We start from the raw sequence: 22,770 nt of genomic DNA, 5'->3' as shown, positions 1-22,770 counted from the left end.
TCATCCCTCCCTGTTACCCAAGAGACCCTTGGGCCGGAAGATCAGGATCAGCACCAAAAACAGGTACGGCAATATGGGCGCCACTTGCGACAGCGTCAGCTTGGCAAGCGTGTTGTTGCTGACGCCCGCACTCAACTGCACGCCCAAGGATTGCATCAGGCTACCCAGCGAATAGTCCATCGCTACAGCAAAAGTCTGGATCACGCCGATCAACACCGATGCCAAGAATGCGCCGGACAATGAACCCATGCCCCCAACCACAACGACCACGAAGATGATGGAGCCAACGGTGGAAGCCATGGCCGGTTCGGTCAGATAGGTGCTGCCGCCAATCACGCCAGCCAGCCCAGCCAGCGCAGTGCCCGCACCGAACACCAGCATGAACACGCGTGGCACGTTGTGGCCCAGGGATTCCACCGCATCGGGGTGCGTCAAGGCGGCCTGAATCACCAGACCAATGCGGGTGCGGGTCAGCAGCAGCCATACCGAGCCCAGCATCACCAGAGCGACCAGCATCATGAAACCACGGGTGGCGGGGAATGGTGAGCAGACGACGCGAATCGCGGCATCGGCCGCGCTGCACATCTCGGCAGGCGCCGCGCCCCACAGGACGCTGAGGCCGTTGATGGAATGGTTGATCAGCGTGAAGGCCGGGCCTTGCAATGCATCTGGTGGGCGGAACTCCAAAGCGATGCGACCCCAGATCAGTTGCACGATTTCAAGCACCACATACGACAGGCCAAAGGTCAGCAACAGCTCAGCCACGTGGCCATACTTGTGCACACGGCGCAGGCTGAAGCGTTCGAACAGCGCGCCAATGCCGCCGACGACCAGCGGTGCGATAAACAGCGCAGGCCAGAAACCGACGACGCGCGAGATGCTGTAGCCCACATAGGCACCCAGCATGTAAAAAGAAGCGTGTGCAAAGTTCAGCACACCCATCATGCTGAAGATCAATGTCAAACCGGAACTGAGCATGAACAGCAGCAAGCCGTAACTCAGTCCGTTGAGCATCGAGATGATGAAAAACTCCATTCAACTCACCCTTACCTGGAACACTTCAAAACCAAACACTACAGAAAAAAAGCCCGCTGGGTACTTCCCACACGGGCTCTTCGCGATCAGGTCCTGATCAGCCAGGACGCTTCATCTGGCAGCTCGTTGGCGTGCTCGAAACGTAGTTCGGGAACTCCTTCACCGGCGCAAAGGTCATGCCAGTTTTTTCCGGGCTGTAGGGGTACTTCTTGCTGGCCTTTTCCCACACTGTCATGTACAGCGGTTGCTGCAACTGGTGGTCAGACTTGCGCATTTCGACTTCGCCGTTGAAGCTGTCCACTTTCAGGCCTTCCAGGGCCGCTGCCACCTTGACGGGGTCGGTGGACTTGGCCTTGGCCATCGCTGCGCCCAGCATTTGGTAAATGCGCAGCACGGAGCCGGTGTAGAAGTCGTCGTCGTACTTGGCCTTGAACTCGTCCATCCACTTCTGTGTTTGACCGCCCATGTTGTAGTGGCTGTAGGCCACCATGTACACACGGCCTGCGCCGCCAGTGCCCAACGCAGCAGGGGTACCGGTGACGCCAGCGTAGTAGGTGTAGAACTTGCCGGTGTAGCCGCCTTCATTGGCCGCCTTGATCAACAGCGACAGATCGGAGCCCCAGTTGCCGGTAACCACGGTGTCAGCACCGGAGGCTTTGATCTTGGCGATGTAGGGCGCGAAGTCACGCACTTGGGCGATCGGATGCAGGTCTTCGCCAACGATTTGGATGTCCGGACGCTTGCGGGCAAATGTTTCCTTGGTGTACTTGGCAACCTGTACGCCGTGCGAATAGTTTTGGCCGAGGATGTAGACCTTCTTGACGTCCTTTTGTCCTTCGATAAAGCTGGACATGGCTTCCATCTTCATCGATGTGTCTGCGTCAAAACGGAAGTGCCAGTAGTTGCACTTGCCATTGGTCAGGTCTGGATCGACGGCAGCGTCGTTCAGGTAAATGACTTCCTTGCCGGGATTGCGTTCGTTGTGTTTGGCAACCGCATCAGACAGTGCCAGCGCGACGGAGGAACCGTTGCCCTGAATGATGTAGCGCACGCCTTGGTCAATCGCGGCTTTGAGAGCGTTCAGGCTCTCAGTCGGAGACAGCTTGTTGTCAATACCGGTGACTTCGAATTTCACGCCAGCGGGGTTGCCCGCACCGCTGAACTTCTCAGCGAAGAACTGGTAGCTCTTGAGCTGGTTGAGGCCGACGGGGCCCATCAGGCCGGTCTGTGCATCGATGCGGACCATTTTCACGACCTCGCCCTTTTGCGCCATGGCCATGCTTGCGCATGCCATCAAGGTACCCAGGGCAACGAATTTCAGTGTCAATTTCATGGCTTGTCTCCGTTTAATCTTGAACAACTTGCAGCGTAATTCTTTTTGTGCGCTGCACCACAAGGGTTTCCCCCAAGAGCTATCACCAACGTGACTTGGGGGCGTGTCAGCCTTCAGTCAGAGTCCGGGCAAGACGTAGTCCTTCAGCACTTCGCGCAGTTTGGTTTTCTGCATCTTTCCGGTGCCTCCCAGCGGAATTGCGTCGACAAAAACGACATCGTCCGGTATCTGCCACTTGGCGGTTTTGCCTTCGTAAAACGCAATCAACTCATCGCGTGTAACTTCAGCGCCGGGCTTTTTCACCACCGCAATGATGGGCCGTTCATCCCACTTGGGGTGCTTCATGCCAATGCAAGCGGCCATTGCTACAGCAGGATGTGCCATCGCAATGTTTTCCACGTCGATGGAGCTGATCCACTCGCCGCCGGACTTGATCACGTCCTTGCTGCGGTCGGTGATCTGCATATAGCCCTCGGCGTTGATCGTGGCAACGTCGCCGGTGGGAAACCAACCGTCCACCAACGGTGAGCGGCCCTCGCCTTTGAAATATTCGTTGATGACCCAGGGGCCTTTGACCAGCAGATCGCCATAGGCCTTGCCGTCCCATGGCAACTCTTTACCCTCTTCGTCGACGATCTTCATGTCCACGCCAAAGATGCCGCGCCCCTGTTTCAGGCGGATCTTCATCTTGTCGTCCGGATTCATCGTCAGGTGCTGATTCTTCAGGGTGCACACCGTTCCCAGCGGTGACATCTCGGTCATGCCCCATGCGTGCAGCACTTCGACACCATAGACATCGTTGAACGCGGTGATCATGGCCGGCGGGCAGGCCGAGCCGCCAATCACTGTGCGCTTCAATGTCGAGAACTTCAAGTTGTTGGACTGGATGTGGCCCAGCATCATTTGCCAAACAGTTGGCACACCGGCAGCGAAGCTGACCTTCTCCCCCTCGATCAATTCAAAAATGGATTTGCCGTCCATCGCCGGGCCAGGAAACACCAGCTTGGCGCCGGTCATCGCCGCCGTGTACGGCAGACCCCAGGCATTGACGTGGAACATAGGCACAACGGGCAGGATGGAATCCCGCGCGCTGACGCACATCACATCGGGCATAGCCACCGCGTAGGCGTGCAGCATCGTGGAGCGATGGCTGTACAGCGCGGCCTTGGGGTTGCCGGTAGTGCCACTGGTGTAGCACATGCTGGACGCCGAATTCTCGTCAAACTGCGGCCATGTGTAGGTTTTGGGCTGCGCGCCGACCCAGGCTTCGTAGCTTTGCAAACCGGGGATGCCGGTGTCTGCGGGCAGTTTGTCGGCATCGCACATCGCGATGTAGTGCTTGATCGTCGTGCACTTGCTGTGAATCGCCTTGACGATGGGCAGAAAGGTCATGTCAAAGCACAGCACCTGGTCTTCGGCGTGGTTGGCAATCCATGTGATCTGGTCGGGGTGCAGGCGCGGGTTCAGTGTGTGCAACACTCGGCCAGAACCGCTGACGCCGAAGTACAGCTCCAGGTGGCGGTAACCATTCCAGGCCAACGTCGCTACACGGTCGCTGAAGGCCAGCTTCAGGTTGTCCAATGCATTGGCCACCTGGCGCGAACGCACGGCAATCTCTTTGTAGTTCGTGCGGTGGAGATCACCTTCCACCCGCCGGGAAACAATCTCGCCCTCGCCGTGGTGCCGTTCGGCGAAATCGATCAGCGTGGAAATCAGCATTTGCTGGCTTTGCATCAACCCTAGCATGTGTCACCTCTTTGTAAATACAGAATTCTGTGGCGCATGGTAATCCCACCAAGCCCCCGGAAAATGCCCGTATTAGTCATATGCGGGACAATTCAGCCATGTCTATTTCGTCACAGTTGCGTGTCCCCGAAGATGACGCGCTGGATCTGGGTCTTCCGTGGGTCAACCGCTTTGCCACATTGGGCGAAGATTTTTACGCCGCGCTTTCCCCTACTCCATTGCCTGCTCCGTATTGGGTAGGGCGCAGCACTGCCGCTGCTTCAGAATTGGGACTAGCTTCGCAGTGGCTGGAGTCGGAGGAGGCCCTTCAAGCCTTTACCGGCAATAGGCAGCTAGCTGGTGGGAGGTCTCTGGCCAGCGTCTACAGCGGCCACCAGTTCGGCCAATGGGCTGGGCAGTTGGGCGATGGCCGCGCCATCCTGCTCGGTGAAACACTCGGCTGGGAAGTGCAACTGAAAGGCGCAGGGCTGACGCCGTTCTCGCGCATGGGCGATGGGCGCGCCGTCTTGCGCAGCAGCATCCGCGAGTTTTTGGGCAGCGAGGCCATGCATGGCCTAGGCATTCCTACCTCGCGTGCGCTGTGCGTCACCGGCTCCGACGCACCGATACGGCGCGAAGAGATCGAAACCGCTGCCGTAGTCACCCGCCTGGCGCCCAGCTTCATTCGCTTTGGCCACTTCGAGCATTTTTCCCACAACGGCCTGCACGATCAGCTCAAGGTGCTGGCCGATTTCGTGATCGACAACCATTACTCGGAATGCCGCATGGACGCACGCTGGGGCGGCAACCCGTATGTGGCGCTGCTGGCTGCGGTGACCGAGCGCACCGCGGAAATGGTCGCGCAGTGGCAGTCCGTGGGGTTCTGTCATGGCGTGATGAACACCGACAACATGAGCATCCTCGGGCTGACGATTGACTACGGCCCGTTCCAGTTCATGGACGCTTACGACCCTGGCCATATCTGCAATCACTCCGACACCCAGGGCCGCTACGCGTTTTATAAACAACCGAACGTGGCCTACTGGAACCTGTTTTGCCTGGGCCAGGCGTTGCTGCCGCTGATTGGCGAGCAGGAGCAGGCGATTGCTGCACTGGAGACGTATCGCACGCTGTACCCCCAAGCATTTGCCAAACGCATGGCGGCCAAGCTCGGGTTTGCGAAGGTGCAAGAGGCACATACACCTTTGATCGAAGGCATATTGAAGCTGCTGGCGGCCGACAAAGTGGACTTCACGATCTTCTGGCGGCGCCTGAGCCACTGGGCGGTGGAGCAGCGCGCGGACGATGCATCGGTGCGGGATTTGTTCCTGGACCGCTCAGTGTTTGATGCCTGGTTGCTATCCTATTCAGAGCTGCTTACGCAGGCAGATAGCGCGCTAGCGGCCGATTTGATGCTAAAAACCAACCCCAAATACGTGTTGCGCAATCATCTGGGTGAAGAAGCTATCCAAGCCGCCAAACGCAAAGATTTCACCATCGTGGCCCAATTGCTGAAAGTTTTGGAGCGCCCGTTCGACGAACACCCGGAGCACGACGCTTGGGCCGGTTTCCCGCCGACCTGGGCTTCTGACATCTCCATTTCCTGTAGCTCATAACATTGGAAAAATCATGACCTTCCCAGTTGCCAAAACCGATCAAGAGTGGAAAGCCGTGTTGGCCGAAAAAGGTGCTGAACCCGTCGCCTTCGAGGTCACGCGCCATGCTGCCACCGAGCGCCCTTTCAGCGGCAAGTACGAGCGCGAATGGGCCGACGGCAGCTACCACTGCATTTGCTGCGGCAATACGCTGTTTGACTCGGAAACCAAGTTCGACGCGCACTGCGGTTGGCCCAGCTTCTCACTGGCGGTTCCGGGCGCGATCAAAGAAATCACGGACACGAGCCACGGCATGCGCCGGGTGGAGACCGTGTGTGCTCAATGCGGTGCGCATCTGGGCCATGTGTTTGATGACGGCCCCACCGATACCGGCCTGCGTTACTGCATGAACTCGGCATCGCTAAACTTCACGCCTAAATGAGCACCTTTCTTGACCTGTTTCCTATCGTTCTTTTCGCGATTGCGTACAAGTTCTCTGATATCTATACCGCCACTGCCGTATTGATGGGTAGCAGTGTGGTTGCGGCCATTGCTTTGTATGCGCTGTACAAAAAACTCACCGGCATGCAAGCAGGAGCGTTAGTCCTGATACTGGTCTTTGGCGCAGTAACGCTGATTCTTCGCAACGAGGATTTCATCAAATGGAAGCCAACGGTGCTGTATGCGCTCTTCGCATTGGCGTTCGGTTACGTCACATGGGTAAAAAAAATGAACCTGACCAAGGTCGGGCTTGCCGATAAATTTCCGCTGCCGGATCAGGTGTGGGACAGGCTCAATCTGGCGTGGATCCTGTATTTCGTGTTTCTCGCACTGTTGAATTCCTATGTCGTGCTGAACTACACCACTAGTGAGTGGGTCAGTTTCAAACTCTGGAGCCTCGGGTTGATGGTGCTTTTTATCTTTGGTCAAGTGGCATACATGGTCAAGCACTTGCCTTCCGATGAGACGGAGTCATGAGCCAATTCCCCACCGCCGCCGAGCTGGAAACCCGCTTGAACCAATTGTTACAACCTACCCGGTTGGAGGTGATTGACGAGAGTTACCAGCACGCTGGGCACGCTGGCGCCAATGGGCTGGGGGCTGGAACGCATTTTCGGGTGAAGATTGCTTCACCCTTCTTTACCGGTAAGGCCCGGGTGGCCCGTCACCGCCTTGTGTATGATGCGCTGCGTGATTTCATGGAACAGGGACTGCACGCCCTGGCTATTGAAACCGGGGATGCCTGAGTAGGTAATCCTGAATTGAACAATCCTGAAGGAAACTGAATGAAGAAGCAAATCTTGTCGTCTCTGGCTCTGGTTGCCCTGCTCGGCACCCTGGCCCCGGTGGCAAATGCCCAGAACGTGGCTATCGTCAATGGCAAGGCTGTTCCCAGCTCTCGCGTAGACGCGCTGAAGGAACAGGTCGCCCGTTCCGGCCGCCCCATCACCCCTGAAGTTGAAAAACAGCTGAAGGAAGAAGTGATCGCCCGTGAAATTTTCATGCAGGAAGCGCAAGCCCGCGGCCTGGATGCGACCGCTGATTTCAAAACCCAACTGGAACTGGCCCGTCAGTCCATCCTGATTCGTGAGTTGTTCTCCGACTACACGAAGAAGAACCCGATTTCCGATGAAGACGTGAAGGCCGAATACGACCGTTTCGCAGCAGCGAACAGCGGCAAGGAATTCAAGGCCCGCCACATCCTGGTGGAAAAGGAAGAAACTGCCAAAGCCCTGATCGCCCAGATCAAGAAGGGTGCCAAGTTTGAAGACCTGGCCAAGAAGAACTCCAAGGACCCAGGCTCCGGCGCCAAGGGTGGTGATCTGGATTGGGCCAACCCCAACAGCTACGTGAAGGAATTCTCCGAAGCGCTGGCGGCATTGGGCAAGGGCAAGATGACCGAAACTCCGGTGAAGACCCAGTTCGGCTACCACATCATCCGTGTGGACGACGTGCGCGATGCACAACTGCCCAAGTTTGAAGATGTGAAACCTCAAGTGGCCCAGCAGATGCAACAGCAACGCATGGCCAAGTTCCAGGAAGAACTGCGCGGCAAAGCCAAGGTCGAGTAATCGAACCCTTCGCTTCCCAAAAGACGCGGCTTAGGCCGCGTTTTTTTATGCCTTGTTGACTCCCGCGGGTCTTTTGCTTAAGGTCCGAGCCACACCACGCCAGACGTGGACACGAAGAACTACACAGTGGGAGCGACATTGAAACGTGAAGCAGGCTTGATCCTCGCGCTGTGTGCCAGCCTGATTGCTGGCGCACTGCCCGTGGCTTTGTCCTGGCAGCTCTCCAAATGGCAGACCCGGCACGCGGAGGAGGAGCGCTTGCTGGGTTACGCGCGCGACGTGCTCTTGCGCTCGGAGCGCGCCAGCGTACAAGTGTTCGACGGATTGGAAAAATTGATTGCGGCTCGCGGAGCGGGCGACCCCTGCTCTGACCGGCAGATCGCGCGCATGGGCGAAATCGATCTGGTGTCAACCGACATTCAGGCAATGGGTTACATCGTTGACGGTCGTTTACTGTGCAGTTCTTATGGCCGCCACGGCGCTGGCCTGCCGCTGGAGAACGATTCACCACGCGCCAGCATGGACGGCAGTACAGTACGCGCCAGGGCCATACTTCCATTTGCACCTGGCACGGCCTTTACGATCGTCGAACGAGCGGGCTATGCCGCTTTTGTGCACCAGGCCATTACCGTCGACATAGCTACCACCCCCGCCAACATCTCTTTGGCGACCTATGCCAAGCTCGGCAAAGTCTTTCGATCTACACGCGGCGCTATCAAGCAGGAATGGGCCGACCGTGCAAATTCCATTGGCGAAGGTTGCTTTGACGACGGCGAATTCCTGGTTGCGGTGATCAGCTCTCAACGCTTTCCTACGCAGACTTTTGCCGCCCAGCCACTCACCAACCTGGCCGCACACACCAGCCCGGAGGCAACCGCTTTGCGGCTCTTCGGTGTGTTGGCTGGCATTGCGCTGGCGCTGTTGACCTTTCTGCTGGCCCGTCGCCAGATGGGTATGGCCGCGTTGCTGCGTCGTGCGCTGCGCCGACGCGAGCTGTTCTTGCTGTATCAGCCCATCATTGAGCTGGCGACCCGCAAATGCATAGGTGCCGAAGCACTGATACGTTGGCAGCGCAGCGATGGCCAAATGACTGCGCCCGATGTTTTCATCCCTGTGGCCGAAAAGTCGGGCCTGATACAGGACATCACGGCGCGTGTACTGGATACTGTTGCAACCGATCTGGGAGACATCTTCGTACGCTTGCCCACCTTCCACATTGGAATCAACCTCGCCGCGGCAGATCTGCAGTCGCCGCGCACGGTTGAATTACTGGCCGACCTGATGCGCACGACCAACGCCGGGCCGCAAAGTATTATGGTGGAGGCGACAGAGCGCGGCCTGATGGATGCCGAGCGGGTACGCCAGGTAATCCATGACATCCACGGTCTGGGCATTGAGGTCGCAGTGGACGACTTTGGCACTGGCTACTCCAGTCTGTCTTACCTGGGCACGTTTGATCTGGATTACTTGAAGATCGACAAGTCGTTTGTGGACACGCTACAGACCGACGCCGCCACCAGCCAGGTTGCATTGCACATCATCGAGATGGCCAAGGCACTGAATCTGAAGATGATTGCCGAGGGCGTGGAGACCGAATCCCAGGCCACGCTATTGCAGGACCGCGGCGTGCAGTTTGCGCAGGGCTGGTTGTTTGCCAGGCCTATGCGGATGAGCGCTTTGCGAAAGTTTGTTGAAGCGCAGGCCTCTGGTTGAAGCTTTTGTACCTGCCGGGATTGGGCATGCCTCAGGGCCTCATGCTGTTCTCTGCGCGAACAGGAAATCGGCTCTGAGGCATACCCAACCCCGGCGAGTTGAAGTGATGCTAGCGCGCAAGGCTTGAATACCGGATGCAGAACTACCGCTCACCGTCGGGTCAGTGTGCCTTGCTCCAGGTAGCCGATTTCTTGTTCGCGAAGAGAACAGCATGAGGCCACCGGGAGCAAGGCACACTGACCAGCGCACACAAAGGAAGTGCCTAAAACTTACCGAAAGGCAACAGTCCAGGCAGCCAAAACGGCAAGCATCACCGGCTGATGCAACATGTAATAACTCAAACTCCACCGCCCCAAAAACGCCAGCGGATTGGCACCATCAGCGACCTTTGGAGGAGGAGATTTGGAACGTGCGAGCCACCACTGCGTGCCCGCCATACCCCACCACATCACCCCCATCCACGGCACCAGCGGCACATAGTCCTCGGTAACCGGAAGCTGGCTCACCATGCCCAGCCAGTTCAGCCAGCGTCCATTAAGTACATGCTCAAAAGTGCCTGTAACGCCCGCAGATATTGCGTAAGCAGCTACGAATTTCATAGCAATCACGAGCAGGCCCAACGGCCATAACCAGCGTCCCCACCCTGCCGTCAAGCGCGCAATCACCAGCATCACCGCCATGCCCTGTAGCACACCGAAGTAGATGAAACTGCCTGGAAACATTACGAAGCTCCCCAGGCTGACCAAGGCTGCACACCCCGCAATCTGCAGCCAGCGACGCCAGAAATGCGGCCAGCTTTGCCCGTTGTGCAAGGCCAGCGCCTGGCCCGCACCGGCGCACAGCAGAAAAAGGCTCAGGATGCCGGTGCGCTGCCAGGTCCAGACCGGGTCGGCATAGAAATCCTGCTGGATATAGCGCGCCTGGTTCAGATCGAACGAGAAGTGGTAAATGGTCATCCACACCATCGCGAGGCCGCGCGCGATGTCTACGCTGCCCAGCCGGGTTGTCGAACTGCTGATTGCCTGCTTACCCACTGTTGTCCTTTAGTCAAATGTGTGAAGGTAGCGTAAAAGCTGATGAAGTTGCCGCGCAAGCCTGAGGCAATGGCATGCATCGCCGGGATAATCGCGCCATGTCTTCGACCTCGCACTCCCTCCGCCCTCGCCTCGTGCCTCCGTTTGCACTGGCGCCATTGTCTTTCCAACTGCTGTGCGCGCTGGTGCTACCCATGGCGGCCATTGCGCAAACTGCGCCAGTCGAACCGAGCGCTGAAGTTACCACGCCCGCCAAGCCTGCCGCGACGCCACAGCGTGCACCGGCCGCAAAGCAAGAAAAAGATACGCTGAAGCCTGTTGAAGTCGTTGGAAAAACCCAGACCGAAACCGACCAGCGTCGCCAATCCACTGCGGCCAAGATCATCGTGGGTCGTGACGAAATTGAGAAATACGGCGACAGCACGATGAGCGAATTGCTCAAGCGCCTGCCCGGCATTACATCCCCTGGACGCCCGGGGCGCGGCGGCCCGCCGCGCATGCGCGGATTGGGTGGCGGTTACACCCAGATCATGATCGACGGCCAGCGCATGGCGCCTGGCTTCTCACTGGATGACCTGGCGCCGGAGCAGATCGAGCGCATTGAAATCCTGCGTGCACCGACTGCCGAAACCGGCGCGCGGGCGATTGCCGGCACCATCAACATCATCACCCGCGGTGGCTACATGCGCAAGGTTAACGACCTGCGGCTGGGCGTGGGCGCGGAGAACAACAATGTGATGCCAGGCTTCACCTGGAGCCGCAACGACACACTGGATGACATGACGTACAACATCTCGGTGTCCGGCTTTCATGGCAAGCGCGAGAACGATGGCTCCAGCGTACAGGTCGGCGAAAACCTGGTGACCGGCGCGCAGTACACACAGAATGTCAACACCAGCTCGAGCGGTCTGCGCGATGGCCTGCATGCCAACACCCGGCTGCAATGGCGCAGCGCCAATGGTGACAGTCTGGTGCTGACACCGATGATCGTGCTGTCCAAGGGCTATAGCGACTCCAGCTCCAAATTGACTCAGACGGATGGTCAGGGGCCATACGACCGCAGCCAGACGGGCTCTGACAGCCAGAACGCGATGCTGCGCCTGAACGGCCAATGGACGCACCAGCTGGAAAGCGGTGGCAGCTTCAATTGGAGCGGCGGCATCGGCAAGGTACTGCTGGACGCCCACAGCCTGCGCCAGAACTTCGGCACCCAGCCCGGCCAGACCACGAGCTTGGACACACGCTCGCAAAAGCAGGACACCAGTTTGACCAGCACGGCGAAGTGGAGCGTAGGCCTGGGCAACGACCACAGCCTAGTGACCGGCGCTGAAGTGGAGCAAAACCGCCGCGAAGAAACGGCAACGACAGTCGGTGTGGTGGATGCCGCCTCGCTGGACGACCTGGACGGCAACCTGAGCGCCAGCAGCACGCGCATCGCGCTGTACGCACAGGACGAATGGAATCTCAGCAAGGAATGGGCCGCGCACGCTGGCATTCGCTGGGAAGGCATCCGCACCGAAGGCTCGGCCTCTGGCGACCAGCAAGTGGCCAACACCAGCAGCGTGCTGACGCCCTTGCTGCATGCGGTCTGGAAGTTCGACCCGAAGAGCCGCGACCAGGTGCGCTTCAGCCTGACGCGCAGTTACCGCTCCCCTGATCTGGGCAACCTGATCGCACGACCGACCATCAATTCCAACTACCTGGGCCGCGGTGCCAACACCGAGCTGTACGCCGACCGCGCCGGCAACCCGGATTTGATGCCAGAACTGGCCAGCGGTCTGGACGTCGCGTTTGAGCACTATGTCGAAGGCGGCCTGCTCAGCGCCAATGTGTTCTACCGCCAGATCAACAACCTGATCCGCAACCAGACAGCGCTGGAAACTGTGTCCTGGGCCGATGTGCCGCGCTGGGTCTCACGTCCGCGCAATATTGGCGACGCGACGACTCAAGGCATCGAATTGGAAGCCAAGTTCCGCCTGAGCGACATGATTGCGGATGCACCCAAGGTCGACATCCGTGCCAACGCCAGCCTGTTCCGCTCTCAGGTAGACGGCATCAATGGCCCTAACAACCGCCTGACCGAACAGCCCGACGGCACGCTGAATCTGGGCGCCGACTACAAGCTTGCCAAATCACCGCTGACGATTGGCGGCAACATCAACTACACGCCGGCCTACACGACACAGATCAGCGACGACCAGACCTCGACACAGCCCGACAAGCTGCAGATCGAAGCCTACGGCCTGTGGGTGTTCGCCCCGGGTTATCAGATGCGCATCTCGGCCAGCAATCTGACGCCACGTGACTACGTGTCATCCGGCACGCTGCTGACAACGAATGCGCAGGGTCAAGCCATGCGCGTGAGCAACATCAATACCGCACCAACGGCCACGATGGTGCAGGTGCGATTTGAGATGAAGCTGTAGCCGGAAAAGGGCGGACAAGAAAAAAGGCCCTTGGGGCCTTTTTTTCATTAGTCCATCGAGAACGAGATATCGACTTCGACCCGCACCACCTCGTCGATGGGCCGGAATTTCCACTTTGCTACAGCGTCGGTGGCTGAAGAGTTCAAACGCCGATTATTGCTGGACGTCACCTGAATGCCAGACGTGCTGCCATCCGGATTGACGTCAAACGCAACCTTTACAAGCGCGTTGACAGAATCCCGCATCAGGGTGCGGTTGTAGATAGGTGGATCCTGCCGAATAGGGATCAACTCGAGGTTTACTTGCTTGGCCACCTTGGGGGGCTCAGGCGGAGGCGCAACAGGAGTAGTTACAGGCGCAGTTGCTGGAGCAGCCACAACGGCAGGCGGCGGCGGTGCAGGCGTTTCAACCGAAGGGGATTTCTTCTCGGCTCTAACGGATGTCTCTTCTACCCTGGGCTTAGGTGCCGCGGCAGGGGCTGGGCTGGCAACTGGTGCGGGTGTCGGAGCAGGTGCCGGTGCAGCAGCCGGTTTCTTCTGGTCTCCCATCTGCTTGATGATGCGCAGCGGGCCCATGGCACGGCGCTTTACTTCTTCGCTCGGGGTGTAGTTGTCCAGATAAGGAGTCTTGATATCGCCGTCTGTCTTTGCTGGCGGTGGTGTTTGTGCCAGCGCAAGCCCCGACGCTTGCGACAGAAATAAAGTCCAACCCGCCACCCATACGCCGCGGGTCGCCTGGCGACCATTGTCCAACGCATTCTGTGCAAATCTCTCCATTGAAACTCTCTCCCAAATCACCCAAACTAAATACATCAATACTGCGGCCACGCCCCAAAATGGGCCGGGGTCAAGTGCAAGCCTTTTTCAAGAGCACGAAACGTGCCGAATTGTTACAGAAACAGCGTTCCTAAAAACAGAATTTTCCCCGAATTTGGAGCGATATCTTGGTAAAGCGCGCAGAAATGCGCGCCCGGTGCTAACCCTCTTGTGCAATTTGTCACATCGCCTACACTGATTCGCACTTCAGCCACCATCTGGAAGCCACCATGCCAAGCGAAAACGCGGTCGGTTCGGAATACGATGTGAGTGCCCTGATTGCGGCAATTGCCCGCAACGCAGAGGACGGTACCCTGGCCCATTTTCTGGAGCCATACCGATGGAGCGTGTTGGCTCAATACGTCAGGCCTCTGACACTGGAACGCGGCCACTTATTGATTTCCCAGGGAGACCGCGACCGCAAACTGTTTTTCGTGGAATCTGGCGACCTGAAAGTGGACATGAAAACCAGCGCCGGGCTGATCCACCTGGCCATCCTCGGCCCGGGCACTGTGGTAGGTGAAGGCAATTTCTTCTCCCACGCAAGCCGCAATGCCTCGGTCTCCGTCTATAGCGACTGCAAGCTGTGGGAGCTGGACCCTGCCCACTTCAACGACCTGTCCCACGAGCACCCCAGTGTCGCGCTGGCCCTCACCCTCGCCTTGGGCGCCGTGCTGTCCGCGCGCATGTCCGACCTGACCCGGCGTCTGGCGATCACCTGACCCCAGTTCAGCGGGCTGCTAGCCAACCCACTTGCGGGCGTTATGCCACAGCTGCATCCACGGGCTATGCGCGTTCTTGTCCAGGTTCGTCCAACTCATCTGCACATTGCGGAACACGCGCTCCGGGTGCGGCATCATCGCGGTGAAGCGGCCGTCGGCCGTCGTCACAGCGGTCAGACCACCCGGGCTGCCGTTCGGGTTGAACGGATAGGCCTCGGTAGCCGCGCCGCTGTTGTCCACATAGCGCATCGCGGCGATGGCCTTGTCCGCATTGCCGCGGTATTTGAAGTTCGCAAAGCCTTCGCCGTGCGCCACGGCGATGGGCAGGCGCATGCCAGCCAAATCCTTGAAAAACAGCGAAGGTGACTCCAGCACTTCGACCATCGACAAGCGCGCCTCGAAGCGCTCGCTCTGGTTGGTCGTGAAGCGCGGCCAGTCTTGTGCGCCAGGAATGATGTCGGCCAGCTCGGCAAACATCTGGCAGCCGTTGCACACGCCCAGGCCAAACGTGTCCTGGCGGGCAAAGAAGGCCTTGAACTCGTCGGACAGCACGTCATTGAACGTGACAGAACGCGCCCAGCCGATACCGGCACCCAGTGTGTCGCCATACGAGAAGCCGCCACAGGCGACGACGCCCTTGAAGTCCGCAAGCTTCGCGCGGCCGGTCTGCAGATCGGTCATGTGCACGTCGTAGGCTTCGAAGCCCGATTCTGAGAACGCGTAAGCCATTTCCACATGCGAGTTGACGCCCTGCTCGCGCAGAACGGCCACCTTTGGGCGGTTTTTCAGAATGGCAGGCGCTACATTTTTCGTAGCTGCTTGCGCACGTTCCATAAGCTCTGCGGCCTGATTTGGCAGGTAAATGTGCAACCCGGGATCATTCACAGCCCCGACTGCGGCGTGCTCGGAGTCAGCACAGGCCGGGTTGTCACGCTGCTGCGCAATCTTCCAACTCACCGCGTCCCAGACCTGATGCAGGTCAGACAGCTTGGCGCTGAAGATGCTCTTGGCATCGCGCCAGACTTGCAGCTCGCCTTTGCCGCCTTCGAGCTTGCTCGACGCGGGCCGGGTCTTGCCGATGAAATGGCTGTGTTGCGAAAGACCATGCGCGCGCAGCACTTGCATCACGTCACCGCGCTCCAACGTGCGCACCTGCAGCACAACGCCCAGCTCTTCGCTGAACAGGGCCTTGAGCGTGAGCTCTTCACGGCGGGCACCCACCTGCCCTGCCCAGTTCTTGCTGTCGCCCACGTCCATGCGGCTGTCGCTGATGCCATCACCTTCGGTGACCAGCATGTCGACATTCAGCGATACGCCCACCTTGCCTGCAAAGGCCATCTCGGCCACGGTCGCCAACAGGCCGCCGTCGCTTCGGTCGTGGTACGCCAAGACCATTCCCTTGCCGCGCAGGTAGTTCACCGCTTCCACGAGGTTGACCAGATCCTGCGGGTCTTCCAGATCGGGGACGGAATCGCCCACCTGGTCCAGCGTCTGCGCCAGGATGCTGGTCGCCATGCGGTTCTTGCCGTGGCCCAGATCGACGAGCACGAGGGTGGTGTCTTCTTCAGCGTTCAGTTGGGGCGTGAAGGTGCTGCGCACATCGGCCAGCGTCGCAAAGCCGCTGACGATCAGCGATACCGGGGAGGTGACTTTCTTATCGGCGCCATTGGCTTTCCATTGCGTGCGCATGGATAGCGAATCCTTGCCGACCGGAATGCTGATGCCCAACGCCGGGCACAGCTCCATTCCCACCGCCTTGACCGTGGCGTACAGCGCCGCGTCTTCGCCCGGCTCGCCGCAAGCCGCCATCCAGTTGGCGGACAACTTGACGCGCGGCAGCTCGATAGGTGCGGCCAGCAAATTGGTAATCGCCTCGGCTACAGCCATGCGGCCCGACGCGGGCGCATCCAGCGCCGCCAGCGGTGTGCGTTCGCCCATGGACATGGCTTCACCCGCAAAGCCCTTGAAGTCGGCCAGCGTGACGGCGCAGTCGGCCACTGGCACCTGCCAGGGGCCAACCATCTGGTCGCGGTGCGTTAGGCCACCGACGGTGCGGTCACCAATAGTGATCAGGAAGCGTTTGGAGGCGACGGTCGGGTGCGCAAGCACGTCGATGACGGCCTTCTGGATGTCCACGCCGGTCAGGTCCAGCGGCTTGAAAGTGCGGGCGACGGTCTTCACATCGCGGTGCATCTTGGGCGGCTTACCCAGCAGCACATTCATCGGCATATCGACGGGAGATTCTTTTCCTTCGTCGAGCAATTGCAACTGGCGTTCTTCAGTCGCCACACCGATGACAGCAAACGGGCAACGCTCGCGCTCACACAGCGCTGTGAACTGCGCCAGCGACTCGGGGGCGATGGCCATCACATAACGTTCCTGGCTCTCATTGCACCAGATTTCCTTGGGTGCCATGCCGGACTCTTCGAGCTTCACGGCGCGCAAATCGAAACGCGCACCACGGCCGGCGTCGTTGGTCAGCTCGGGAAATGCGTTGGACAAACCGCCCGCGCCCACGTCGTGGATCGCCAGGATGGGATTCTTGTCACCCTGCATCCAACACTGGTTAATCACCTCCTGCGCACGGCGCTCGATCTCCGGGTTGCCGCGCTGCACCGAGTCAAAGTCCAGCTCGGCCGCGTTCGCACCGGTCGCCATGGAACTCGCGGCGCTGCCGCCCATGCCGATGCGCATGCCGGGGCCGCCCAGCTGGATCAGCAGGCTGCCGGCGGGAAATTCAATCTTGTGGGTCTGGCCCGCATCGATGATGCCGAGGCCGCCCGCGATCATGATGGGCTTGTGGTAGCCACGCGCGACGGTGTCCACATCGCTGGCTACGGTCTGTTCGTATTCGCGGAAGTAGCCCAACAAGTTGGGTCGGCCAAATTCATTGTTGAAGGCCGCGCCGCCCAAAGGACCTTCGACCATGATCTGCAGCGGGCTGGCGATGTGCTCGGGCTTGCCCATGGTGCTGCCCCAGAGCTTGGAGACGGTAAAACCGGTCAGACCCGCTTTGGGCTTGGAGCCACGACCCGTGGCGCCCTCGTCGCGGATCTCGCCGCCTGCACCGGTGGAGGCGCCGGGGAATGGAGAGATGGCCGTGGGGTGGTTGTGGGTTTCCACCTTCATCAGGATGTGGTTGGTCTCGCTACTCTTTTGATAGCTGGCTACGCACACTCCGCCTGCCTCAGAGGCCGATTTGGCAGTGAAACGCTCAACCTGCACGCCTTCCATCACAGATGCGTTGTCCGAGTACGCTACCAGCATGTACTGCGGCGCCAGTTGGTGCGTGTTGCGGATCATGCCGAACATGCTCTTGTCCTGCGCGACGCCGTCAATCGTGAACTCGGCATTGAAAATCTTGTGGCGGCAATGTTCGCTGTTGGCCTGCGCGAACATCATCAGCTCCACGTCGGTCGGGTTGCGGCCCAGTGTCGTGAAAGCGTTGACCAGGTAATCAATCTCGTCAGCTGCCAGCGCCAGCCCGAACTGGGTGTTGGCCTTGACCAGGGCATCCTTGCCACCGCCCAGCACATCCACATGGTCCATGGGCGCAGGTTGCAAGGCGTTGAACAGTTCTTTGGCCTGGCTGCGGTCCAGCATCGCGCTTTCGGTCATGCGGTCGTGCAGCAAGTCGGCAATCTGCTGCAACTGCTCCACACTCAGCACCGCCTTCACCAGCAAACCGCTCTTCAGCGTGGCGCGGTACTCGACCAACCGCTCGACGCGCTTGACGTTCAGACCGCAGTTGTGCGCAATGTCGGTCGCCTTGGAGGCCCAGGGGCTCACCGTACCGAAACGCGGGCTGACCACAATCGCCGGGCCCTCGGTGAGGCCGGTATAGGGGTCGCCATAGGTCAGCAACGCGGCCAATTTGTCGGCCAAAGGCTTGTCCAGCGGTGTGTCGGTCGCCACCAGGTGCACGAATCGGGCCGAAATACCGATGATCTTGTCGCTCACCCCCTGCATGGCGGGCAACAGTTGCTGGACACGGAAATTGCTCAGGGCGTTGCTGCCCTCGAAGATGGAAATGTGCAGGGTCACAGTGGTGGCCTAGGAAAGATGAAGCGTCGCCCGGCGGGGCTGGATGGGTGAGCGGCAATTTTAACTGGCTGGACGGTCGCTTCCGGGCTATCCGCCCCGTCGCAAAAGGCGGAAAATCCATGTTCAGCCTGCAGACCTTTGTACTCTGGCTCGATCTCAGTGGAACTTTTCAATAAATTTCGTGGCATTTTTGGGGCACCCGACGCGCCGACACCCTCGGAGCCGTTGCCCATCGTCGACCCTACGGGCAAGCTGCCCGAGCGAAGGCAGCATCCCCGTCTGAACGCCCGTGGCGACCTGCGGGTGGTGGTGATCGATGACTCGGCCACCGTCTGCGCCGCACTGCGCAAGATATTGCAATCCATAGGCCTGCGTGTGCGCATGGCGTCCAGTGCGGAAGAAGGCCTGGAGATGATCCTGGCGGACCGCCCGGACCTTGTCTTTCTGGACATCGTATTGCCCAAGATGAATGGGTTTTCGGCACTTCGGGTGCTGCGGCGCAACCCGCTGACACGTGACATTCCGGTCATTATGATCAGCGGCAACGAACAGGCCACCGAGCAGTTCTTCGGTAGCGCCATCGGTGCGGACGACTTCATGAAAAAACCTTTTTCGCGTATGGAGGTGTTTAGCCGCATGGAACACCTGCTGGACAACGAGCACATTCCGCGCCGCCGTGCGCCCATGACACAGCCTGCCTCGCTGTCCCCTTGAGGACGCCTGCGGGTAGCGGGCGGGTCTGGGATAATCGGGGCATGACCATCACCTACAAAGACGCACAAGGCATTGCCGGAATGCGCGTGGCCGGAAAGCTCGCCTCCGAAGTTCTGGACTACCTGACCCCTTTCGTCAAACCCGGCGTCACCACCAATGCGCTGGACAAACTGGCCTACGACTACATCACGGGCGTACAAGGCGGCATTCCCGCACCCCTGAACTACACCGGTGGCGGCAGCGTGCCCTACCCCAAATCCATCTGCACCTCGGTCAACCACCAAGTCTGCCATGGCATCCCGAATGACAAGCCCCTGAAGAAGGGTGACGTCGTCAATATCGACGTGACCGTCATCAAGGACGGCTGGCACGGCGACACCAGCCGCATGTTCGCGGTGGGCGAGGTCTCCATCGCCGCCAAGCGCCTGAGCGCCATCACCTATGACGCGATGTGGCACGGCATCAAAATGGTCAAGCCCGGTATCCACCTGGGTGACATCGGTCATGCAATCCAGAAATTTGCCGAAGGCAATGGCTTTAGCGTGGTGCGTGAATTTTGTGGCCACGGCATTGGCCAGATCTTTCACGAAGAGCCGCAGGTGCTGCACTATGGCCGCCCGGGCACGCTGGAAAAACTGGTTGAAGGCATGACCTTCACGATCGAGCCGATGATCAACGCCGGCAAAAAAGAGATCAAGGAAGGCCCGGAGAAAGACGGCTGGACCATTGTCACCAAAGACCACTCGCTGTCGGCACAGTGGGAACACACGGTACTGGTCACACCGACCGGCTACGAGGTGTTGACCCTGTCGGCCGGCAGCCCGCCCACTCCTGCGTTCGTCACTGCATAAGGCGCACTGCATGGCCGATTTGCAGGCGCTTCGCACCGGCTACCGCGCCCAGAAAGCACTGGTCCTCCAATCCATAGGCAAGCCCGCGACCACAGGCACGCAGGTTCGCAGGGCTTTGCGCAGCCTGTCCGATCTGACCGATGGCTTGCTGACAGAGCTGTGGCACCACAGTGGTTTGCAGGAGCCCTTGGCCTTGTTGGCGGTGGGTGGCTACGGACGCGGCGAACTCTTTCCCCACAGCGATGTCGACGTACTGGTCCTTCTGCCTGATGACCGTGCTCTGGAATCCGACAGTGCACTAAAAGGTCGCGTTGAAACCTTCATCGGCGCCTGCTGGGATCTGGGGCTCGAGATTGGCTCCAGCGTGCGCACGCTGCATGATTGTCTGGCCGAGGCGGAAAAAGATGTCACGGTGCAAACCTCTCTGCTGGAGTGCCGCCTGATCACGGGCAATGCAGCGCTGGTAGATGATTTCCAAAAGGCATTTTTTGCCGCGATGGACCCCAAGGCGTTCTTCGTCGCCAAGACGCTGGAAATGCGCCAGCGGCATACCAAATTCGAAGACACGCCCTACTCGCTGGAACCCAATTGCAAGGAGTCGCCTGGCGGCTTGCGCGACCTGCAAGTGATTCTTTGGGTGGCGAAGGCGGCAGGCTACGGAGGCGACTGGACGGCACTGGCGAAGAACGGATTGGCAACGCCCTTTGAGGTGCGGCAAATCCAACGCAATGAGACCCTGCTGTTTCATATCCGCTCGCGTCTACACGTGATCGCCGGGCGCCGGGAAGACCGCCTGATCTTCGACATGCAGAACGCGGTGGCCGAGTCATTCGGATATGTGACGAAGAATGTCGATGGCGACAGGCGTTCACTGGTTCGCGCCAGCGAACTGCTGATGAAGCGCTATTACTGGGCGGCCAAGGCGGTCACCCAGCTCAACCAGATTCTGTTGATGAACATCGCGGAGCGGCTGAACCCATCGACCCACGCACCCCGTCCCATCAACGAAAACTTCAACGAAAAAGCGGGCACCATTGACGTGGTCAGCGATGACCTGTACCGCCGTAACCCGCACGCGATTCTGGAAACCTTCCTGATTTACCAGACCACGATAGGCGTGAAGGGTCTGTCGGCACGCACGTTGCGCGCGCTGTACAACGCACGCGATCTGATGGACGCGAAGTTCCGCGCCGACCCGGTAAATCGTGCAACCTTCCGCAAGATGCTGATGCAGACGGAAGGCATCACCCACGCGCTGCGCCTGATGAACCAGACCTCGGTATTGGGACGCTACCTGTGGGTGTTTAGGCGCATCGTCGGCCAGATGCAGCACGACCTGTTCCATGTCTACACGGTGGACCAGCACATCCTGATGGTGCTGCGCAATATGCGCCGCTTCTTCATCGTCGAACACGCGCACGAATACCCGTTTTGTTCACAACTCGCCGCGGGCTGGGACAAGCCGTGGATCCTGTACATCGCAGCAATCTTCCACGACATCGCCAAAGGCCGTGGCGGTGACCACTCTGACCTGGGCCGCGCCGAAGTGCGTCGCTTTTGCCGCCAGCACGACATCGCGCAGGAAGACAGCGAACTGATCGAGTTTCTGGTTGGTGAACACCTCTCGATGAGTCGCATTGCACAGAAGTCAGACCTTAGCGACCCCAAGGTCATCGCCGACTTTGCCAAACGCGTAAAAAACGAACGCCAGCTCACGGCGCTTTACCTGTTGACGGTGGCCGATATCCGCGGCACCTCGCCCAAAGTCTGGAATGCTTGGAAAGGCAAGCTGCTGGAAGACCTGTACAGATACACCAGCCGCGTGCTGGGTGGGCGTGCGCCCGACCCCGATGCAGATGTCGAAGCGCGCAAACGCGAAGCGCTAGTGCAGGTCGCGCTGTATTCCCTGCCCTTTGAAGCGCACAAACCGCTGTGGGACACACTGGATGTCAGCTACTTCATGCGTCACGATGCGTCCGACATTGCCTGGCACACCAAACAACTGTCACGCCATGTGAAAACCGATTTGCCTATCGTTCGGGCACGCCGCTCCCCGGTCGGTGAGGGCCTGCAGGTCCTGGTGTACACCCGAGACCAGCCTGACTTGTTTGCCCGTATCTGCGGTTACTTCGACCAAGGTGCCTTCAGCATTCAGGATGCCCACATCCACACCAGCAACACAGGGTATGCGCTGGATACGTTCCAAGTGGTCGGCGGCACCGAGATGGAAGACCACTACCGTGAAATCACCAGCCTGCTGGAGAACGGCTTGAGCCAGGCGATTGCCAAAGCCGGGCCGCTGCCACCGCCGAGCCGCGGCCGCGTGTCACGCCGCGTGAAGAGCTTCCCGATTGCACCACGCATCATCCTGCGTCCGGACGAAAAGGCGCAGCGCTGGCTGCTCAACATCTCGGCCAGCGACAGGGTGGGTTTGCTGTACTCCGTGGCACGCATCCTGGCTCAGCACAAGATTGCAGTACAAATGGCCAAAGTGGCCACGCTGGGCGAGCGCGTTGATGACACCTTCCTGATCCAGGGCGAGCAGCTACAGCAGAACCGGGCGCAGATCGAGATTGAAACTGAATTGCTGAGTGCGCTTGCGGCTTGAGTCTTTGGTCCTGCTCTAGAACTTCCTTGGTATTTGCGGGTCAGCGTGCCTTGGCCCCGGTGGCCTCATGCTGTTCTCTTCGC

General features: G+C 59.3%; 17 protein-coding genes. 11 read left to right on the top strand and 6 right to left on the bottom strand.

The window, feature by feature from the left end; translation table 11 throughout:
* The 3 genes from AC1DV6_RS12645 to AC1DV6_RS12635 form a co-directional block, all read right to left on the bottom strand.
* A complete protein-coding gene (locus AC1DV6_RS12645) occupies nt 1-1,035 on the bottom strand; it encodes a branched-chain amino acid ABC transporter permease (RefSeq protein WP_477977828.1) in 1,035 nt (344 codons plus the stop codon).
* 97 nt (nt 1,036-1,132) lie between these two features.
* The gene (locus AC1DV6_RS12640) at nt 1,133-2,368 is read right to left on the bottom strand and encodes a branched-chain amino acid ABC transporter substrate-binding protein (RefSeq protein WP_477977826.1); all 1,236 of its coding nucleotides are present in this window, start codon (nt 2,366-2,368) and stop codon (nt 1,133-1,135) included.
* 117 nt (nt 2,369-2,485) lie between these two features.
* The gene (locus AC1DV6_RS12635) at nt 2,486-4,114 is read right to left on the bottom strand and encodes a 3-(methylthio)propionyl-CoA ligase (RefSeq protein ID WP_477977824.1); all 1,629 of its coding nucleotides are present in this window, start codon (nt 4,112-4,114) and stop codon (nt 2,486-2,488) included.
* Between the two features lie 98 nt (nt 4,115-4,212).
* Here AC1DV6_RS12635 and AC1DV6_RS12630 point away from each other — a divergent pair, with 98 nt between their 5' ends.
* The 6 genes from AC1DV6_RS12630 (at nt 4,213) to AC1DV6_RS12605 (ending at nt 9,473) form a co-directional block, all read left to right on the top strand.
* On the top strand, nt 4,213-5,709 hold the full coding sequence (locus tag AC1DV6_RS12630; protein WP_477977822.1) for a protein adenylyltransferase SelO: 1,497 nt from the start codon (nt 4,213-4,215) through the stop codon (nt 5,707-5,709).
* A 13-nt stretch (nt 5,710-5,722) separates the two neighbouring features.
* Nucleotides 5,723-6,130 carry a peptide-methionine (R)-S-oxide reductase MsrB gene (gene msrB, locus AC1DV6_RS12625; RefSeq protein ID WP_477977820.1) on the top strand — a complete coding sequence of 136 codons (408 nt, stop codon included), beginning with the start codon at nt 5,723-5,725 and terminating at the stop codon, nt 6,128-6,130.
* Nucleotides 6,127-6,666, top strand: coding sequence for an inner membrane-spanning protein YciB (locus AC1DV6_RS12620; RefSeq protein WP_477977818.1), 540 nt, complete (start codon nt 6,127-6,129; stop codon nt 6,664-6,666). The genes msrB and AC1DV6_RS12620 overlap by 4 nt, the downstream gene beginning before the upstream one ends.
* Nucleotides 6,663-6,935, top strand: coding sequence for a BolA family protein (locus AC1DV6_RS12615; protein WP_477977817.1), 273 nt, complete (start codon nt 6,663-6,665; stop codon nt 6,933-6,935). Before AC1DV6_RS12620 ends, AC1DV6_RS12615 begins: the two co-directional genes overlap by 4 nt.
* Before the next feature lie 39 nt (nt 6,936-6,974).
* Complete coding sequence (locus AC1DV6_RS12610) at nt 6,975-7,760, top strand: peptidylprolyl isomerase (protein WP_477977816.1); 786 nt, start codon at nt 6,975-6,977, stop codon at nt 7,758-7,760.
* A 105-nt stretch (nt 7,761-7,865) separates the two neighbouring features.
* A complete protein-coding gene (locus AC1DV6_RS12605; RefSeq protein WP_477977815.1) occupies nt 7,866-9,473 on the top strand; it encodes an EAL domain-containing protein in 1,608 nt (535 codons plus the stop codon).
* A gap of 269 nt (nt 9,474-9,742) precedes the next feature.
* Here the strand turns inward: AC1DV6_RS12605 and AC1DV6_RS12600 are convergent, their stop codons facing one another.
* Nucleotides 9,743-10,507: an acetyltransferase domain-containing protein gene (locus AC1DV6_RS12600; protein ID WP_477977814.1), complete on the bottom strand. Its 765-nt coding sequence runs from the start codon at nt 10,505-10,507 to the stop codon at nt 9,743-9,745.
* Between the two features lie 98 nt (nt 10,508-10,605).
* On the opposite strand from AC1DV6_RS12600, the gene AC1DV6_RS12595 reads away from it, so the two are divergent.
* Complete coding sequence (locus AC1DV6_RS12595; protein WP_477977813.1) at nt 10,606-12,933, top strand: TonB-dependent receptor plug domain-containing protein; 2,328 nt, start codon at nt 10,606-10,608, stop codon at nt 12,931-12,933.
* Between the two features lie 47 nt (nt 12,934-12,980).
* Here the strand turns inward: AC1DV6_RS12595 and AC1DV6_RS12590 are convergent, their stop codons facing one another.
* Nucleotides 12,981-13,709, bottom strand: coding sequence for an energy transducer TonB (locus tag AC1DV6_RS12590; RefSeq protein WP_477977812.1), 729 nt, complete (start codon nt 13,707-13,709; stop codon nt 12,981-12,983).
* A 269-nt stretch (nt 13,710-13,978) separates the two neighbouring features.
* Here AC1DV6_RS12590 and AC1DV6_RS12585 point away from each other — a divergent pair, with 269 nt between their 5' ends.
* Nucleotides 13,979-14,470, top strand: a complete 492-nt coding sequence (locus AC1DV6_RS12585; protein WP_477977811.1) for a cyclic nucleotide-binding domain-containing protein — start codon at nt 13,979-13,981, stop codon at nt 14,468-14,470.
* An 18-nt stretch (nt 14,471-14,488) separates the two neighbouring features.
* Here AC1DV6_RS12585 and purL read toward each other — a convergent pair whose 3' ends face one another.
* On the bottom strand, nt 14,489-18,514 hold the full coding sequence (purL, locus tag AC1DV6_RS12580; protein ID WP_477977810.1) for a phosphoribosylformylglycinamidine synthase: 4,026 nt from the start codon (nt 18,512-18,514) through the stop codon (nt 14,489-14,491).
* A gap of 159 nt (nt 18,515-18,673) precedes the next feature.
* Here purL and AC1DV6_RS12575 point away from each other — a divergent pair, with 159 nt between their 5' ends.
* From AC1DV6_RS12575 to AC1DV6_RS12565, 3 genes are read left to right on the top strand one after another with little or no spacing between them, the layout of a single operon-like run.
* On the top strand, nt 18,674-19,228 hold the full coding sequence (locus AC1DV6_RS12575) for a response regulator (RefSeq protein WP_477977809.1): 555 nt from the start codon (nt 18,674-18,676) through the stop codon (nt 19,226-19,228).
* A gap of 41 nt (nt 19,229-19,269) precedes the next feature.
* Complete coding sequence (map, locus tag AC1DV6_RS12570; protein WP_477977808.1) at nt 19,270-20,079, top strand: type I methionyl aminopeptidase; 810 nt, start codon at nt 19,270-19,272, stop codon at nt 20,077-20,079.
* Between the two features lie 10 nt (nt 20,080-20,089).
* Nucleotides 20,090-22,687 carry a [protein-PII] uridylyltransferase gene (locus tag AC1DV6_RS12565; protein ID WP_477977807.1) on the top strand — a complete coding sequence of 866 codons (2,598 nt, stop codon included), beginning with the start codon at nt 20,090-20,092 and terminating at the stop codon, nt 22,685-22,687.
* The last annotated feature ends 83 nt before the right edge of the window (nt 22,688-22,770 follow it).

The organism is Rhodoferax sp. P2_H8_2 (assembly GCF_056403235.1).
Note: the sequence above shows the minus strand (reverse complement) of the source record. Positions and strands in the feature narration are given on the sequence as shown.